We start from the raw sequence: 18,215 nt of genomic DNA, 5'->3' as shown, positions 1-18,215 counted from the left end.
ATTACAAGGGTTAATTGATGTTTTCACCCACACTTTTTGTCCACCCTCAAACTTCTCCAAAAAAAGATTAAACCCTTATAACACTAGTAAATATCTAGTGTTATAAGGGTTTTTACACACACTTTTTGTCCTATAAGCCGTATTTTACTCGTTTGAGTCCAAATACTGTATCTGGCATATTTTATTTTGTTACATCAGGCACTTTCCCAGGGTTCATATCGAGGTTTAAATCTGTCGATTTGAATTGGTGTGGGTTGGCCTCTGGTGGTTGTACTTTGAGTTCTGGGTGTAACCATTGTAGTTGTTTTAGCTCCCAGTCGTACTTAGCACCATCATTTTGGAGTTGGCGAATACTTTTAAAGACTTCGTCTAATTGATCGCCATGTTTATTAGCCATCCCTTCTAGGATGTATAGGCGACCTGCTACGCTATTGATGGTGGAGCCATCATGGTCTTCATCAACGCGCCATTGTAATTCTGAAATTTGTATTTGCTGGAAGATTATAACAATAACCAGCACAATAATCACGCCCCACATAGGAGCTTCTTTAGCTTTCAAAAGGGCCCGCAATTTAGCTGCGAGCCCAGATGTTTTATTCATTATTGACGATCCTCGAGTTGTAATCCAGGTAATGGTAATTTGGAATTTACAAAGTCTAACCACAAGCGAGAAGCGTGGGAGAGGTAATGACCTTTTTTCCAAATAACATAGAGGGTATGAATGATTTCAGGCACTAGTGGTCTTACGACAACCTTGGAACCAACCTCAGTGTTCTCACCTACCTCAGGGCAGAGGCGTGATGGTAACAATGCGATGGCAAGGTCTGCACTAACCGTTTGTAACATAAGATCACGTTGACTTGTTTCAAACACGATATGCGGTTGGAAACCGGTGTGCTTACAAGCTTTGATGATTTCGTCATGTAAGTTGAAGTCGTCTTTGTGCAATACAAAGGATTCATCAGCTAACATTTCTAAACGAATTTCTTTTTCCTTCGCTAGAGGGCTGGATTTTGGAATGATAACGGAAAGTGGGTCACTAGTAAGGTAGAAGGACTCAAATTCTTTAGGGTTTGGTTTAGTACAGATGATACCAATATCAATTAAACCTTCTTGAACGCTGATTTCAACCTTTTTAGAACCTTGTTCATATAGCTCTAATTCAATTTGCGGATATACTTTTTTGAACTCCCCTAATAATTGGGCAAAGATTGGTGCATCTGTAATTGGTGGAATACCAATTCGGATGGAACCTTGCTCCAAACGAAATTCATTTTCAAAATCAGTTTTTAGATGTTCAAACATAAACACAACGCGTTTAGCGTGGGTTAAGAAGATGGTACCCCCATCAGTAAGTTCTACAGATTTAGCATTACGCATGAAGAGAACAACACCAAGTTCGTCTTCTAAAGCTTTGATAGTACGGCTGATAGCAGATTGGGAGATGTGTAAATTCCTCGCAGCCTTACTGAAGCTTTTTTGATCAGCTACTTCAACGAAGTATTTCAAATGATGAAAATCCATAATTAACCCCCTAAAAATAAAACTTGGTTATAGGAAGTGACCTAACTAAATGAGAATAGTTATTACTAGAATGCAACTAGCTATTACTTTATGTAAAGCATGAATAGCAATATTGGCAAAGCGACAGTCACTGTATGTGTTGCGTTGATAGGGCCCAGCACGTTATAATTAGCTTATAGGGCTATATCAAGTTATGATATTAGGAATTATGGTTGTGCCCATTACAAAAAAGTATGTTCACACATAATGCCGTATTATATATAACATATATATTATTGCATTATTTTTTCATGTACGCAAGTTTGTAATGGTTGTTATTCCTAAACATAATGATAGATTAAGCAAGTGTTCTATTTTTGCTAAATGCTTAAGGAGGCAATAATCACATGAGTCGTAAATTTAAAACTATGGACGGCAACCAAGCGGCTGCTCACGTTTCTTATGGTTTTACAGAAGTTGCTGCGATTTACCCAATCACTCCATCTTCCCCAATGCCAGAACACATTGACGAATGGTCTGCTGCTGGTCGTAAAAACATCTTCGGTAACACTGTTCAAGTTGTAGAAATGCAATCTGAAGCAGGCGCTGCTGCTGCATTCCACGGTTCCTTACAAGCTGGCGCATTAACAACAACTTTCACATCTTCCCAAGGTTTGTTATTGATGCTTCCTAATTTATACAAAGTAGCAGGCGAATTACTTCCAGGTGTATTCCAAGTAGCTGCTCGTGCATTGGCTGCACATGCTTTGTCTATCTTTGGTGACCATCAAGACGTTATGGCTGCTCGTGCATCCGGTTGCGCTATGCTAGCTGAATCCTCCGTACAAGAAGTAATGGACTTGTCCGCAGTAGCTCACTTGACAGCTATTAAAACTCGCGTACCTTTCATCAACTTCTTCGACGGTTTCCGTACATCCCACGAAATTCAAAAAATCGAAATCTGGGACTATGAAGATTTGAAACCATTAGTAGACATGGACGCTGTTAAAGCTTTCCGTAAAAAAGCTTTGAACCCAGATGCTCCTGTAACTCGTGGTACTGCAGAAAACCCTGACGTATACTTCCAACATCGTGAAGCATCCAACAAATTCTACTTGGAACTTCCAGACGTTGTAGAACATTACATGAACGAAGTTAACAAATTGGCTGGTACTAACTACCAATTGTTCAACTACTATGGTGCTCCTGATGCAACTGACGTAATCGTTACTATGGGTTCTTCCGCTCAAGTAGTACAATCCACTGTTGATTACCTCAACAAATTGGGTCGTAAAGTAGGCTTCATCAACGTTCACTTGTTCCGTCCATTCGCAACAGATCGTTTGTTGAAAGCTCTTCCTCAAACTGTAGAACGCATTGCAGTTCTTGACCGTACTAAAGAACCAGGCGCTTTGGCTGAACCATTGTTCTTGGACGTACAAGCAGCTGTAGTTGACGGCGGCCGTAACGTAAAAGTTATCGCTGGTCGTTATGGTTTGAGCTCCAAAGACGTTATCCCTGCAGACATTGTTGCTGTATTCGATAACTTAGCTGCTGAAAATGGCAAGAAATTCTTCACATTGGGTATCAATGACGATGTTACATTCTTGTCCTTAGATCGTGCTGAAGGCGTAGAAGTAGAAACTCCTGGTTTGACTGAATGTAAATTCTGGGGCTTCGGTTCTGACGGTACTGTAGGTGCGAATAAATCCGCTATCAAAATCATCGGTGACCACACTGACCTGTATGCTCAAGCATACTTCGACTACGACTCCAAAAAATCTGGTGGCGTAACAATGTCTCACCTTCGTTTTGGTAAAAACCCAATCAACTTACCTTACTTGGTAACTGAACCTCAATTCGTAGCATGTCACCGTCAATCTTACGTACATGAATACGACTTGATCCGCGGCATCAAAAAAGGTGGTACATTCTTATTGAACTGTACTTGGTCCCCTGAAGAATTGGACGAACATTTACCTGCTAAATTACGTCGTCAAATCGCAGAAAAAGAATTGAACTTCTACATCATCAATGCTGCGAAAATCGCTTCCGAAATCGGTTTGGGCGGTCGTATCAACATGGTAACTCAAGCTGCGTTCTTCAAATTGACTGAAATCATCCCTGTTGAAGATGCTATTAAATACCTTAAAGAATCCGTAGTAACTTCTTACGGTAAAAAAGGTCAAAATATCGTTGACATGAACAATGCTGCTATCGATCAAGGCGTTGGTGCTTTGGTAAAAGTAGATGTTCCTGCTGACTGGAAAAACGCTGTTGATGAAGGCAACCACACAGTAAAACCTGGTTGTGAGTCTTGCCCATCCTTCGTTCAAAACATTGCACAACCAATCAATGCTCAAGCTGGTTACGATCTTCCTGTATCCACATTCGCTGGTTACGAAGACGGTACATTACCTGCTGGTACTGCTAAATTCGAAAAACGCGGTCCTGCATTGTTCGTTCCAAAATGGTTACCAGAAAACTGTATCCAATGTAACCAATGTTCCTTCGTATGTCCACATGCTACAATTCGTCCAATCTTGGCAACTGAAGCAGAAGTGGCTGCGGCTCCAGAACATTTCGATACAATCCCTGCTATGGGCGCTAAAGATCTTCAATTCCGTATCGCAGTATCCCCATTAGACTGCTTGGGTTGCGGTAACTGTGTTGATATCTGTCCATCTCCAAAAGGCAAAGCTATCGTAATGACTTCCATCGACACTGAAATTGAACAAGCTGAAGCTTGGAATTACGGTGTTAACCTTCCTGTAAAAGAAAACCCTATGAATAAAGAGACTCTTAAAGGTTCTCAATTCGAACAACCATTGTTCGAGTTCTCCGGTGCTTGCGCAGGTTGTGGTGAAACTCCTTACGCTAAATTGTTAACTCAATTATTCGGCGACCGCATGATGATTGCCAATGCAACTGGTTGTTCCTCCATCTGGGGTGCTTCCATGCCTGCATCTCCATACACAACTAACCAACAAGGTCAAGGTCCTTCTTGGGCTAACTCCTTGTTCGAGGACAATGCTGAGTATGGTTATGGTATGTACATCGGCGTTAAGAAAGTTCGTCAACAATTAGCAGAAGTGGCTGCGAAAGCTGCTGAAACTGCTACTGGCGAATTGAAAGAAGCTTTAGAACAATGGCTTGAATTCGCTAACCTTGGTGCGGCTACTCGTCAACGTTCCGAACGTTTAGTAGCAGCTATCGAAGCTGAAGGTGCTACAACTCCTGAGTTGAAAGAACTTCTTGAGAAAAAACAATTCTTGATCAAACGTTCCCACTGGATCTTCGGTGGTGACGGTTGGGCATACGATATCGGTTTCGGTGGTGTTGACCATGTATTAGCTTCTGGCGAAGACATCAACATCTTCGTATTCGATACTGAAGTATACTCCAACACTGGTGGTCAAGCTTCCAAATCCACTAACGTAGCAGCAGTTGCTCAATTCGCAGCTTCTGGTAAACGTACTAAGAAAAAAGACCTTGGCATGATGGCTATGTCTTATGGTTATGTATACGTAGCACAAGTAGCTATGGGTGCAGACAAAAACCAATTGATGAAAGCTGTTACAGAAGCTGAAGCATATCCAGGTCCATCCTTGATCATTGCTTACAGCCCATGTATCAACCATGGTATCAAAGCTGGTATGGGTAAAGCTCAAGAAGAACAACGTAAAGCAGTTGCAGCTGGTTACTGGGATCTTTACAGATACAACCCTCAACTTAAAGAAGAAGGTAAAAATCCATTCTCCTTGGATTCCAAAGAACCAACTGAAAGCTTCCAAGACTTCCTTAAAGGTGAAGTACGTTACGCTTCCTTGGCTAAAGCAGCTCCAGACGTTGCAGAAGAATTGTTCGCTAAAACTGAACAAGACGCTAAAGAACGTCGCTTAAGCTATGTTCGCTTACAAAAAGGTTTTGAAGACGTAAAATAATTCGTTATTTAACGGCTGATAACTATATGAGGCACCCTTTCGAGGGTGCCTCTTTTGTATGTAAATTTAGTTTTCTAAATAGTATATCAATGATTTGATATACATTAGTTTATCGCACTAGCTTCTGTTGAATTATTTAAGTATCAACTGCTTAAAACATAGGTAATATATTTGGAATTTGGTATAATGATAAGTAGCTGTGCATAATGCTAGCAATACATAATGCTAGCAATACATAATGCTAGCAATACATAATGTTAGTAATACATATTTGAATAATTCTAATATTAAATATAGAGGTATATATGGCTAAGGATAATACACAAATGGCAAATGAAGAAATGCAACAAACGATATATAAAGAGTTAGGCTATAAATCCTATCCATTTCCTTTTACTACACCTGCCTATTTAGAGGCATATGGTACACTTGTAGGTCTTAAGCCACCAACGGCTAAAACAGCACGTGTCCTTGAATTAGGTGCTACCTATGGTGGTAATATCATTTCCCAAGCAGCTCACAATCCTGAAGCGACCTTTGTAGGGATTGAACTTTCACAAGACCAAGTAGAGAAGGGGAATAAAATTATCGGGGATGCAAAACTTGATAATGTATCTTTAGTACAAGGGGATATCTTGAATTTTGATGAATCCATGGGAACCTTTGACTATATTATTGCGCACGGTTTCTATTCTTGGATCAGCGATGAAATGAAGGATAAACTGCTTGATATTATTTCTAATCATTTAGCTGATAATGGTATTGCTTACGTATCTTATAATACCTATCCAGGCTGGCATACCATGGAAGAGGTTCGTCAGCTCATGTTATTTGCTAATCGTGGCCATGATGAATCTACGCATAAGGAAAAGGTATTGCGTGGTAAGACTGTGGGTAGCTTGATAGGTGCCCAAATCCTTAACTACGATAATCTCAAAGAACGTAATAGTAAATTCCTCGGTGCCTTGCGCTCCGTTATGCAAAAGGACGACTATTATGTAGGTCATGACCATTTAGAACCTCATAATGATCCATGTTATCTTTATCAATTTAACGACCATCTTAAGACTAATAATCTCACTTATGTAGGTGATGCAGATCTTACATTGTCTATGGTTCGTACTTATGATGAAAGCATTGCAGACAAACTTGAGCAACTAGCGCCTAACAGCCAAGCAGATCAAGAGCAATATTTAGATTTTATGCTTGATACGACATTCCGTAAGTCTATTATCTGTAAAGCAAGTGCTGCGAAAGATATAAGTTATGCTGTATCGAATCCTGCTGAAGTAAATACAATTCCTGTGCGTACTGCCATAAATAACTTTACCTTCCAAATTCTATTTGATGAAGAGGCTTTGGAAATGTTTGAAAACAGCTTAGTAAAAGATACGTTCCAAGCACTAATCAAGGATGGTGGCACCTTTAACATGATTGAAGCATTAGCTATTTTAAAAGCGGCTCATGAGGCGGCTAATGCATCGGATGATGAATTAGAACCTGCTGTATGCAGCTTATATAAAGCTGTAGTAGAGCATATGGTACGCGGTGGTATTCGTTTCTATAAAACATTCCCAGAAAAGCAAGAGTATATGGAAGGTCTATCCTATATACCTGCACGATTTACAAACTTAGTGAAAGCCATAGCTGATGGTGGTGGTGAGTATATTTACGGTGGGAATTCATTTAATGATGCTATTGGAGATATTTCTGAAGAAGATTTAATGTTCATGGAGTTGTTGAATAAACCAAAATCTAAGTCTACTTTAACTAAAAAAATTAAAGATACCATTTTTAGTGCCGATAAAACGCAAACTAGTAAGCACCAAAATGCCATGGCAGAAGCCTTTTATAATGAATTGACAAAGCGTATGGGAGATCTAGGTTTCCTTAGAAATAAGAAAACAGATGGTATTTCTTAAAAGGGACTAACAATATATTAGAATTCTGAGCTTTAAAAGGAATTTTCGTTCATATTAATTTCATGGTGAAAATCAAAACCCGTTACACTTATAACATTTATATGTAAAAAGTGTTTGCGGGTTTTGTTTTATATAATTAAATTTAGAATTATTTAATAATTATTACATTTAGTTATTTAATCTTGCCAAAAAAGTATAGTAAATCGATAAAATTAATGAGAAATAAATGAACCATATATGAAAAGTATGGTATACTATGTATGGGTATTTTTATGAACATCATCCGGTGTGTTGTGGATGATTATATAAATTGTATTAGTTGTACTAATTGTATTATTTGTAAAAGGAGTCTTTTATGGCATCTAAGAAGGCAGTTCTAGTATACATACTAGAAATCCTGAAAAGTGAAACAGATGCTAATCATACTTTATCTCAAGAGGAGATCCGCAGTATATTAGCTGAGCGGTACGAGGTGTCCGTGGATCGGAAGACCTTAGGCCGTCATTTAAATGATTTATATGAATCTGGTGATTTTGGTATTCAATGTGAAGAGTCTGCCGTGGGAGCAGATGGCACTATTCGCCGTACCGATTTCTACATGATTCATACTTTTGAAGATTCGGAATTGCGATTATTGATCGATGGTGTGTTGGCTTCTCGCCATATTACAGCATCTCAACGTAAGGATTTAATTAGTCGTGTTGCTAAACTGGGCAGCTCTCATTTTAAGCCACATGGTATTGATATTGAAAGTGCTACAGGTTACCTTCATAGAAGCCAGGACTTATTCCTTAACATTGATCTCATAGAAGAAGCGATACAAAAGGGGAGAAAAATTTCGTTGGCCTATTGCCAACCTGACGTGGATAAACGTTTACATATCAATCTTGGTCCAGACAACAAGGAACGGAAATATGTATTTAATCCATTCCAACTAGTAATGAATCGGGGACATTATTATCTAGTTGGAAACCACGAAAATTATGACGACATGTCTACATTGCGCGTCGATCGTATTGCACATATTACGGTGCTAAGCGAACGGAGAAAACCTTTACGGGAGATAAAGGGATACCAACAGCAACGCACCTTTAATGTGTCTCAATACGTAAAAGAGCATATTTATATGTTCGGTGGTGAATCCATTATGGTGAGCTTTAAAGCAAAACGTTCTATCGTAAATCAAATCTTAGATTGGTTCGATGGTAATGTGGAATTTAGTGATGTAACACCTGATGATGTGGTATGTCGCGTACGTGTAAATCATCACGCTTTTAAATATTGGGCTCTCCAATATATGCAAAGTGTAAAAGTACTTTCACCAGCATCCTTGGTGACTGAAGTGAAGGAAGCTATAAAAGAAGGCTTACAACAATATTCATAATAAAAGAGCTAGTTGATCGTTGAATCAACTAGCTCTATTTTTATGTGTTCTGTTTTATAGGACGTGCATTTTCTCTGCTTCTTTATAGTCCTTAAGAACTGGACGAGGCGGTAACTTATCCATGATACTCACCACGTAAATCGCGATGGAAGAGAAGAGGAAGCCTGGTACGATTTCGTATAGACCAAGGAATTCAAATTGTTTCCAAATCAGTACTGTTAAACCACCAACTACGATACCAGCGATACAGCCATGACGTGTCATTCGCTTCCAGAACAAGGAGAACAAGATGGCTGGACCAAAGGCAGCACCAAAGCCTGCCCATGCATAGGCAACCATTGTTAAGATGTAGCTATCTGGATCCATTGCCATATAGATGGCAATCAATGCTACGATAAGTACTACGATACGGCTTACTAGTACAAGCTCCTTATCGCTTGCTTTAGGATGAATGATATTTGCATAGAAGTCATTAGCAATAGCGGAAGCTGTTACTAACAATTGTGCAGAGGCAGTACTCATGATAGCTGCGAGTACTGCAGACCAGATGAGACCTGCTACAAATGGAGTAAAGAGACGTTCTGTCATGATGAGGAACACTGTTTCCGCATCAGTACCTACCAGTTTATCTGGTAACATGTATACGTGACCGATGAGGCCTACTGCGATAGCTGCCATAAGGGATAAGATAACCCATACCATGGCGATATTCGTAGATTTTTTTAACTCTTTCGCATCGGAGATGGCCATGAATCTTACGAGGATATGGGGTTGACCAAAGTAACCTAGACCCCAACCGAGAGCAGAGATTAAGCCGATAGCCCAAGTGAACCAATCGGATGGATTACCAAATAAGTTAAGACCTTGAGGAAACTCCTGTTGGATGAGCTGGAATGTTTCTACAGGGCCGCCCATGAACATGGCTGCTGTAATCGGTACTGCTAAGATGGCAAAGAACATCAATGCCCCTTGAATACAGTCCGTCCAAGATACAGCGAGGAAACCACCGAGGAAGGTGTAGAAAACGACGATGCCTGCGGTGATGAAGAGGGATACGGTATAATCAAGGCCAAAGATGGTATTGAATAACTTGCCCCCTGCCACAAAGCCCGATGATGTATAAATCAAGAAGAAAATCAAGATAAATAGGGCGGAGATAACCGCTACCGAATGAGATTGATCGTGGAAACGATTTTTCAAATAGTCCGGTAAAGTTAAACTGTCACTAGCTACCTCAGTATGGTTACGCAAGCGTCTAGAAACGAATTTCCAGTTTGCCCAAGTACCTAACGTAAGGCCTACGGCAATCCATACTCCTGAAATCCCCGTTGTATACGCGAGGCCTGGAACACCCATAAGCATCCAACCACTCATATCTGATGCTTCTGCACTAAGTGCTGTAATCCATGGGCCTAGTTGTCGGCCACCGAGGATGTAATCACCGATGCTGTTCGATTTGCGATAGTAGTAGACCCCGATATACATCATGAGTCCTAAGTATAAGGCAAAGGCGATAATAATCATTAAGTTGTCTTGTGTCATGACTATATAAAACCTCCTTAGGTTAAATTTTAGGTTAAATTTTCATTCTATAGTATTATAAATAATTCTTATTGTATCATATATTAGCACTTTAGAGTGTAAAAATTTTGTGAGATTCTATTAATTTCTATACGAATTTTAAGCATATACTTTCATCTTGGGCATTAGACGGTTAGCCTATAAATCGTATATACTAATAAACCGAAAATACTCGAAATATGATAAAATAATAGAATGGAAAAATGACACGTGAAAGGAGGTACTCATGGATCAACAGGGGACAAGAAAACAAGAATATCTAAAACAACCAGTTGTGACAAAACAACAAGCACTACGCATGCTAGAAACTTACTTTGGGTACACCTCCTTTAGACCGGCTCAAGAGGCTCCCATTGCATCCTTATTACGCAATGAAGATGTAATTGGCATCATGCCGACGGGGGCTGGTAAGTCTATCTGTTTTCAGATACCTGCACTCTGTAAGCCAGGTCTTACTATCGTGTTCTCTCCACTGATTTCTCTTATGAAAGATCAGGTAGATGGTCTTTTGGTGCAGAACATTCCTGCGGCGCTCATCAATAGTACGCTTACGCAAGCGGAGTTTAATAAAACGATGTACGAAGTGCGTAGCGGTAAGATTAAACTCTTATATATTGCGCCGGAGCGACTAGGTTCTAATTTCTTCTGTAATGTATTGCGAGCGTTGCCTATTGCGCAAGTCATTGTGGATGAGGCCCATTGTATCTCTGAGTGGGGCCATGACTTTAGACCGTCCTATCGCCTCATCGGTGAGTGGCTCAACTCACTGCCTAAAAGACCTATTGTAGGGGCTTTCACAGCGACGGCTACGAAATATGTAGAAAATGATATTAAAAAACTATTAGGATTAGACAAGGCTAATGTGTACGTAACGGGCTTTGATCGGCCTAATTTATCCTTCTCTGTCATCCGTACACCAAAGCGCATGGATTATGTGGTTCACTATGTGCGCCAACATGATAACGAAAATGGTATTATCTATTGTGCGACGCGTAAGGATGTAGATCGAGTGTATGAAAATCTAACCCGTGCAGGTATTAAGGTGGGCCATTATCATGGAGGTCTCAGCGATGAGGTGCGCCGTGAGATGCAAAACGCTTATGCAGATGATAAACTACAGGTCATGGTGGCTACTAATGCCTTTGGGATGGGCATCGACAAGAGTAATGTGCGCTATGTGTTACATTACCAAATGCCGCGCAACATGGAGTCCTACTATCAAGAGGCGGGCCGTGCAGGTCGCGATGGGGCTCCTGCAGAATGTATCTTGTTCTACAGTGGGCAGGATGTACAGGTTCATAAGTATTTGATTGAACAGTCCATCGAGACGCCTGAGCGACAAGAGGTGGAACTCCGTAAATTACAGTCTATGATTGACTACTGTTTCTGCAGTAATTGCTTACGTAAATATATGCTTAACTATTTTGGTGAAGGTACCGTTTGGACTACTTGCGATAATTGTAGTTCCTGTAAAGGCTCCGGTGATAAGGTCAATGTTACAAAAGAGGCGAAGGCTATCTTCCGTGCTATTATGGGCACTGATGAACGCTATGGTGCTTCTATGATTACCTCTATTGTGCGCGGTGAGCGAACTGACCGTATTATGCGAGCAGGCCACGATGCGCTCCCTGTATTTGGTTTATTAAGTAATGTAGACGAGAAATCGATTAAGGGCCTCATACAACAATTTGTCGCTTCTGGTTATTTGCGTAGCTCTTCAGGTAAGTATCCTGTGCTATCCTTGACGGCAGGCGCTGAGGAGGTCCTCGCTGGGCATAAAGAGGTGGAGGAAATCAGGCAACATGTGTCTGTACCATCTAGAACTAGTCGGTCTACATCTACTACATCACGAGGAAAATCTAGTTCCGGGTCGGGTGGTTTATTTGAACATTTACGACAACATCGTAAGCGCTTAGCCGAAGAGGCAGGGCTTCGACCATATCTTATCTTCCCCGATACAGTACTTATTGACCTAGCCAATTTACGACCCACTACATTAGGTGAGTTTGGCAATGTTAAGGGTGTAGGGGAAGCAAAATTGAAAAAATATGGCCTCAGTTTTTTACAGGCCATTGCAGAATATAAGGGATAATAAATTTTACTGTATATATGGTAGTACTATGTATTTTTTAGTATGATAGTACTATATATTGTGAGATATAAGGTTAGTATTATTCGACGTATTATACATAGATTTAGGGGGACATATGAGTCTAGCAGATACACAATACCTCGGTATTATTGAAAATATTTTAGAACATGGCACGTATGGTCAAAACCGTACCGGTATTGCAACTTATAAATTGCCACATCAAATTATGCAATTTGACTTGCAAGAGGAATTCCCAATTTTAACTACAAAATTTGTAGCTTTCAAAACGGCGGTAAAAGAATTGTTATGGATTTGGCAAATGCAGTCTAACGATGTACGTAAATTACAAGAAATGAACGTGCGCGTATGGGATGAGTGGATGCGTGAAGATGGTACCATTGGTAAGGCCTATGGTTACCAAATTGCAAAGTACAAACAACTTGATAATCTCATCAAGACTATCAAGGAAGATCCTGATAGCCGTCGTATGATTGTTACATTGTGGAATATTGAAGATTTAGATGATATGGCATTGCAACCATGTGCGTATGAAACATTATGGGATGTAGCTGATGGACACTTGAACTGCATGCTCATCCAACGCAGTGGCGATATGGGCCTTGGCGTTCCGTTCAATACCGCTCAATATGCAGCGTTACAATGTATGATCGCTCAAGTAACAGGTCTCAAACCTGGTAAATTTACTCATGTTATCAATAATGCTCATGTCTATGAAAACCATGTAGAAGCATTGCGCGAGCAGTTAGCACGTCGTGATCAAGCGTTGCCAGCTCCAAAAATTATTGTGAATCCTGAAGTAAAAGACTTCTATGACTTCACACCAGAGGACGTTACATTAGATGGATATGAACATCTAGGTAAATTGTCTATGACTGTTGCAGTATAGAAGTTCATGACCATTGCTAAATGGAATCATATGTATGACTGTTGCCATATAGTATTAATCGAAAGAGGCCAGTATGTTAGCATTAATCGTAGCCGTAGCACATAATCGTGTGATCGGTAAAGATAATACCTTGATTTGGCACTTGCCGAATGATTTGAAATTCTTTAAAGAGAAAACTACAGGTCATGTCATCATTATGGGACGTAAGACCTTTGAAAGTTTGCCGTTCCTGTTGCCAAATCGTGAGCACTGGGTGATTACTCGTGATAAGGGCTTTGATGCGCCAGAAGGGGTTAAGATATTCCATAGTCCTGAGGCGGCTGCAGAAGCAGCACGTGCTCTTGATGCGGCCTATGTCATCGGTGGTGCTCAAGTATATGAGGCTTTCTTGCCTTACGTGGATACGATGTACATTACAGAAGTAGACCATGAATTTGAAGGGGATGCATTTTTCCCAGAGTTCCCAGAGGAAGCTTTCACCATTGATTCCGTAGTAGACGGCGCGGTGGATGAAAAGAACAAATATCCTCATCGTTTTGTTACCTATCGCAGAAAGGCATCTTAATGAGTGAAAGAATGTTTGCCATTATTGGCAGTGAATTAAATGTTAAGCCAAAGCAGGTGCAAGCTGCCGTAGAATTATTGGACGAAGGCAATACGGTGCCATTTATTGCGCGTTATCGTAAAGAGGTAACAGGCGAATTGCAAGATGAGCAATTGCGCACCATTGAAGAACGCATTAAATATTTGCGCAACTTGGAAACACGTCGTCAAGAAATCATTGCCTCTATTACAGAGCAAGAAAAGATGACTGATGAACTGATGAAAGCCTTAGAGGCTGCTACAAAACTTCAAGAATTAGAGGATTTGTATTTACCGTATCGTCCTAAGAAACGCACACGCGCCATGATTGCCCGTGAACGAGGCTTAGAGCCGTTAGCGGAAATGATCCTTAACGATACAGTGACCTCTGGTGATCCGTTAGAGATTGCTAAAGAATTTGTAACGGAAGAGGTGCCAACACCAGAGGATGCTATTCAAGGTGCTTCTGATATCGTAGCGGAAATTGTTAGTGATAGTGCAGACTTCCGTGCGTACTTGCGTAAAAAGATGTGGAACGAAGGCTTTATTCAAGCTGAGTTAACTGGTGATGAAGAGGTCCAACAACAATTCTTGCAATATGCAGAATATGCCGAGCCTGTTCGTCAAATGCCGTCTCACCGTATCTTGGCGGTTAACCGCGGTGAAAAATTAGGTGCTTTGAAATTAGCTCTTACTGTGCCTGGTGATACCTATGTAGCGTACATGGTGCAAAAGTTAGAGAAAAATTCAAAATCTATCTTCGCAGACTATAAAGCAGCGGCCGTAGCAGATGCGTACAAACGTCTTATCTTCCCCGCTTTAGAGCGTGATATCCGCAATGAATTGACGGAAAATGCGGACGAACAAGCTATCAAGGTATTCGGTGTAAACCTTAAAAACCTATTGTTACAACCACCTTTGGCAGGCCATGTTATCATGGGCCTTGACCCTGGTTACCGTACAGGTTGTAAGATGGCTATTATCGACCAACAAGGTAATGTGCTAGATTACGGTGCCTACTATTTAACAAATAGTGAAAAGCTCCGCAAAGAAGCACAAAAGGTGTTGGCTGATAAAATTCGCAAGTTTAAGGTTACCCTCTTATCCATTGGTAATGGTACTGCCTCCTACGAAACAGAGCAGTTTGCGTCCACTATGATTGAAGAGGAAAAATTAGATTGCCACTACATCATCACCAATGAAGCAGGCGCATCTGTGTACTCTGCTTCCAAATTGGCTATCGATGAATTACCAGATTTAGACGTAACCATACGCGGTGCCGTATCCATTGCACGGCGTGTACAAGATCCATTGGCTGAATCTGTTAAGATCGATCCAAAATCTATCGGCGTAGGTCAATACCAACATGACGTAAACCAAAAACAATTGACCCATACATTAGATCAAGTCGTTGAAACTGTAGTAAACCACGTTGGGGTAGAACTCAATACAGCATCTCCAGCTATCTTGCAACATATTGCAGGTATCTCTAGTACGGTTGCTAAGAACATCGTTGCATACCGCCAAGAGAATGGTGTATTTAAAAGCCGTAAAGAATTGTTGAAAGTACCTCGCTTAGGTCCTGCAGCGTTCACACAATGTGCGGGCTTCCTTCGCTTACAACACGGTAAAAATCCACTAGATAATACATCTGTCCATCCTGAGTCTTATGAATTGGCAGAACGCATTATTGGTGAATTAGGTTTTACCTTAAAAGATTTGCAAGATAAAGCACAATTGGAAGCATTACAAGTGAAATTACCACTTGTTGATGCCGGAAAAATGGCCGCAAAACTTGATGCGGGTGTACCAACAGTACGAGATATCTTAGGAGCTTTGGCAAAACCAGGGCGTGATCCTCGTGAAGATTTGCCAGCACCACTTACTAGAAAACATGTAGTAAGCCTTGAAGATATTCAAGTTGGAACTGTTGTAAAAGGTACCGTTCACAACGTAGTTGATTTTGGTGCCTTCGTAGACTTTGGTCTCAAAACGAATGGTCTTTTGCATCGTAGTGAACTTTGTAACAGCCGTCAGCATCCATCTGATGTGCTTGCTGTAGGCGATATTATTGAAGCTCAAATTATTTCTGTTGATGTAAAGCGTAATCGTATCGGTTTATCTGTCAAAGCATTACAACCAGAAAAGCCAAAGAATAACGATAATAACCGCAATAGAAATAACAACGGTCAACGTCGAAACAACGATCGTAACAATAACCGTAATAATGACCGTAATAATGGTGGTCGACAAAACAATTAGTATCAATTGGATTGTATTATTGAGAAATACCCTTGACTAAAAGTCATTGTACACAAAACCGCACTCTCTATGGATTTTGAGGGTGCGGTTTTTCTATATAACTTAAAACTATGTATAATAATGCAGAACAGATATATCAAAAATGACATACCTTATTGAAAAATTTAGATATAAGTCGTATGATGAAATTACAGAGGAGATCTTCCTCAATATATGTTCCTAAATAGGAGGTAATGCTATGAGCTTGAACCTTAAAGAAAGATTTGGACTTTTAATTAATAATGAATGGGTAGCTGCATCTGACGGCGCTGAATTCAATGTATATAACCCTGCTAATGGCGAACAACTCGCTATCTGTGCAGAGGCTACGAAAGACGATGTTGATAAAGCGGTAGACGCTGCAACAGAAGCTTTTAAAACTTGGAAAACAGTATCTCAAGTAGAGCGCGCTGATTACTTGTTAAAAATTGCTAACGCTATTGATGCTCACAAAGAGTACTTGGCACAAGTTGAAACATATGACAATGGTAAACCAATCCGTGAAACTTTGAACGTAGATATTCCACTTGGCGCTGACCATTTCCGTTACTTCGCTGGTGTACTTCGTTCCGAAGAAGGCTCTGCACAAGTATTTGATGAAAATACCTTGAGCCTCATCGTTCGCGAACCGATTGGCGTTGTAGGTCAAGTCGTGCCTTGGAACTTCCCATTCCTAATGGCAGCTTGGAAATTGGCACCAGCTCTTGCAGCAGGTTGTACAGTTGTTATCAAACCTTCTAGCCATACATCCCTTAGCCTTTTAGTATTAGGCGATATTTTGAAAGAAATCTTGCCTCCAGGCGTTGTAAATATCGTAACTGGTAAAGGCTCTAAATCTGGTCAATATATCCTTGATCATCCTGGCTTCAGCAAACTTGCTTTCACAGGCTCTACAGAAGTAGGTCTTGATGTATATAAAGCAGCATCTGAACGCTTGATTCCTGCTACATTGGAATTAGGTGGTAAATCTGCGAATATCTTCTTTGAAGATGCAAACTGGAAACAAGCTCTTGATGGGGCAATGCTCGGCATCCTCTTCAACCAAGGTCAAGTATGTTGCGCAGGTTCCCGTATCTTCGTACAAGATACAATTTATGATAAATTCGTAGCTGAACTTTCCGCTTTATTTGATAAAGTAAAAGTTGGTTTACCTTGGGAAGAATCTACACAACTTGGTTCTTTGATTTACGAAGCACAAGTTGAGAAAGTACTTAGCTATGTAGAACTTGCTAAAGAAGAAGGTGCTCGCGTTGCAGCTGGTGGTGTACGCGTTACTGACGGCGAACTTGGTAAAGGTTGCTTCATTAGACCTACACTTATCGTAGATGCTACAAACGATATGCGCGTAGCTCGTGAAGAAATCTTCGGCCCTGTAGCTGTTGTAATTAAGTTCCACAGCGAAGAAGAAGTGATCGAACAAGCTAATGACAGCTTATACGGTCTTGGCGGCGGCGTATTTACACAAAACCTCAACCGTGCAATCCGCGTAGCTCGAGCAATCGAAACAGGTCGTATGTGGGTAAATACATATAACTCCATCCCAGCAGGCGCACCATTTGGTGGTTACAAACAATCTGGTATCGGCCGTGAAACTCACAAAGTTATCCTTGAACACTACACTCAAATGAAAAACATCATTATTAACTTGAGCGATAAACCATCTGGTTTCTACGACTTAGATTAATAAAATTCAACTCTCCTATAAACTATAACAAAGAGGCACCTCCTTGGAGGTGCCTCTTTTGTGCTTATCAATAGCTTATTATCTGTGAAAGGATACGGTATGCTATAATTGTAGCCATAATCGTGTTGTTTAGAGAGGGCTATTATGAATTTTAAGAGAGTGTTTAATTCCTTTAATGAGTTTTCTGATTTTGATAAAGATACTTTTGAAGCATTAGCTATTGATGCGATTAAAAATAGGAAGGCTCTACAATTAGGGCCATTAGAAAATCAAACCTTAAGGCAATATTTAAGTGAATAGAATCAATACATAGTG

The 18,215-nt window shown here is 40.4% G+C and carries 12 protein-coding genes; 9 read left to right on the top strand and 3 right to left on the bottom strand.

Annotated elements, in window-relative coordinates:
• Window positions 1-181: 181 nt before the first annotated feature.
• Both KH364_RS08465 and KH364_RS08460 read right to left on the bottom strand, forming a co-directional pair.
• Window positions 182-601 (bottom strand): hypothetical protein, encoded by a 420-nt coding sequence (locus tag KH364_RS08465; RefSeq protein ID WP_009351133.1) that lies wholly within the window; start codon window positions 599-601, stop codon window positions 182-184.
• Entirely contained in the window at window positions 601-1,524 is a 924-nt protein-coding gene (locus tag KH364_RS08460) for a LysR family transcriptional regulator (RefSeq protein ID WP_009351004.1), read from the bottom strand. The genes KH364_RS08465 and KH364_RS08460 overlap by 1 nt, the downstream gene beginning before the upstream one ends.
• A 386-nt stretch (window positions 1,525-1,910) precedes the next feature.
• Here KH364_RS08460 and nifJ point away from each other — a divergent pair, with 386 nt between their 5' ends.
• The 3 genes from nifJ (at window position 1,911) to KH364_RS08445 (ending at window position 8,753) form a co-directional block, all read left to right on the top strand.
• A complete protein-coding gene (nifJ, locus tag KH364_RS08455; RefSeq protein WP_273299332.1) occupies window positions 1,911-5,447 on the top strand; it encodes a pyruvate:ferredoxin (flavodoxin) oxidoreductase in 3,537 nt (1,178 codons plus the stop codon).
• Window positions 5,448-5,752: 305 nt separating this feature from the next.
• Window positions 5,753-7,369, top strand: coding sequence for a methyltransferase regulatory domain-containing protein (locus tag KH364_RS08450; RefSeq protein WP_273299331.1), 1,617 nt, complete (start codon window positions 5,753-5,755; stop codon window positions 7,367-7,369).
• Between the two features lie 355 nt (window positions 7,370-7,724).
• Window positions 7,725-8,753, top strand: coding sequence for a WYL domain-containing protein (locus tag KH364_RS08445; protein ID WP_265137685.1), 1,029 nt, complete (start codon window positions 7,725-7,727; stop codon window positions 8,751-8,753).
• 54 nt (window positions 8,754-8,807) lie between these two features.
• On the opposite strand, the gene putP is transcribed toward KH364_RS08445, so the two are convergent.
• The gene (gene putP, locus KH364_RS08440) at window positions 8,808-10,295 is read right to left on the bottom strand and encodes a sodium/proline symporter PutP (protein WP_273299330.1); all 1,488 of its coding nucleotides are present in this window, start codon (window positions 10,293-10,295) and stop codon (window positions 8,808-8,810) included.
• Between the two features lie 265 nt (window positions 10,296-10,560).
• Here putP and recQ point away from each other — a divergent pair, with 265 nt between their 5' ends.
• The 6 genes from recQ (at window position 10,561) to KH364_RS08410 (ending at window position 18,200) form a co-directional block, all read left to right on the top strand.
• Window positions 10,561-12,426 (top strand): DNA helicase RecQ, encoded by a 1,866-nt coding sequence (gene recQ, locus KH364_RS08435; protein WP_273299329.1) that lies wholly within the window; start codon window positions 10,561-10,563, stop codon window positions 12,424-12,426.
• 115 nt (window positions 12,427-12,541) lie between these two features.
• On the top strand, window positions 12,542-13,333 hold the full coding sequence (locus KH364_RS08430) for a thymidylate synthase (RefSeq protein ID WP_273299328.1): 792 nt from the start codon (window positions 12,542-12,544) through the stop codon (window positions 13,331-13,333).
• A 73-nt stretch (window positions 13,334-13,406) separates the two neighbouring features.
• The gene (locus KH364_RS08425; protein ID WP_273299327.1) at window positions 13,407-13,898 is read left to right on the top strand and encodes a dihydrofolate reductase; all 492 of its coding nucleotides are present in this window, start codon (window positions 13,407-13,409) and stop codon (window positions 13,896-13,898) included.
• Window positions 13,898-16,177 carry a Tex family protein gene (locus KH364_RS08420; protein WP_273299326.1) on the top strand — a complete coding sequence of 760 codons (2,280 nt, stop codon included), beginning with the start codon at window positions 13,898-13,900 and terminating at the stop codon, window positions 16,175-16,177. The genes KH364_RS08425 and KH364_RS08420 overlap by 1 nt, the downstream gene beginning before the upstream one ends.
• 238 nt (window positions 16,178-16,415) lie before the next feature.
• Window positions 16,416-17,900: an aldehyde dehydrogenase family protein gene (locus tag KH364_RS08415; protein ID WP_273299325.1), complete on the top strand. Its 1,485-nt coding sequence runs from the start codon at window positions 16,416-16,418 to the stop codon at window positions 17,898-17,900.
• A gap of 144 nt (window positions 17,901-18,044) precedes the next feature.
• The gene (locus KH364_RS08410; protein ID WP_273299324.1) at window positions 18,045-18,200 is read left to right on the top strand and encodes a hypothetical protein; all 156 of its coding nucleotides are present in this window, start codon (window positions 18,045-18,047) and stop codon (window positions 18,198-18,200) included.
• Window positions 18,201-18,215 lie beyond the last annotated feature (15 nt).

Origin of the sequence: Veillonella sp. oral taxon 158 (assembly GCF_018376515.1) — a bacterium.
In the GTDB taxonomy this organism is placed as follows: domain Bacteria; phylum Bacillota; class Negativicutes; order Veillonellales; family Veillonellaceae; genus Veillonella; species Veillonella rogosae.
The sequence above is the reverse complement of the archived record's forward strand: the minus strand, read 5'-3'. Positions and strand labels throughout refer to the sequence as shown.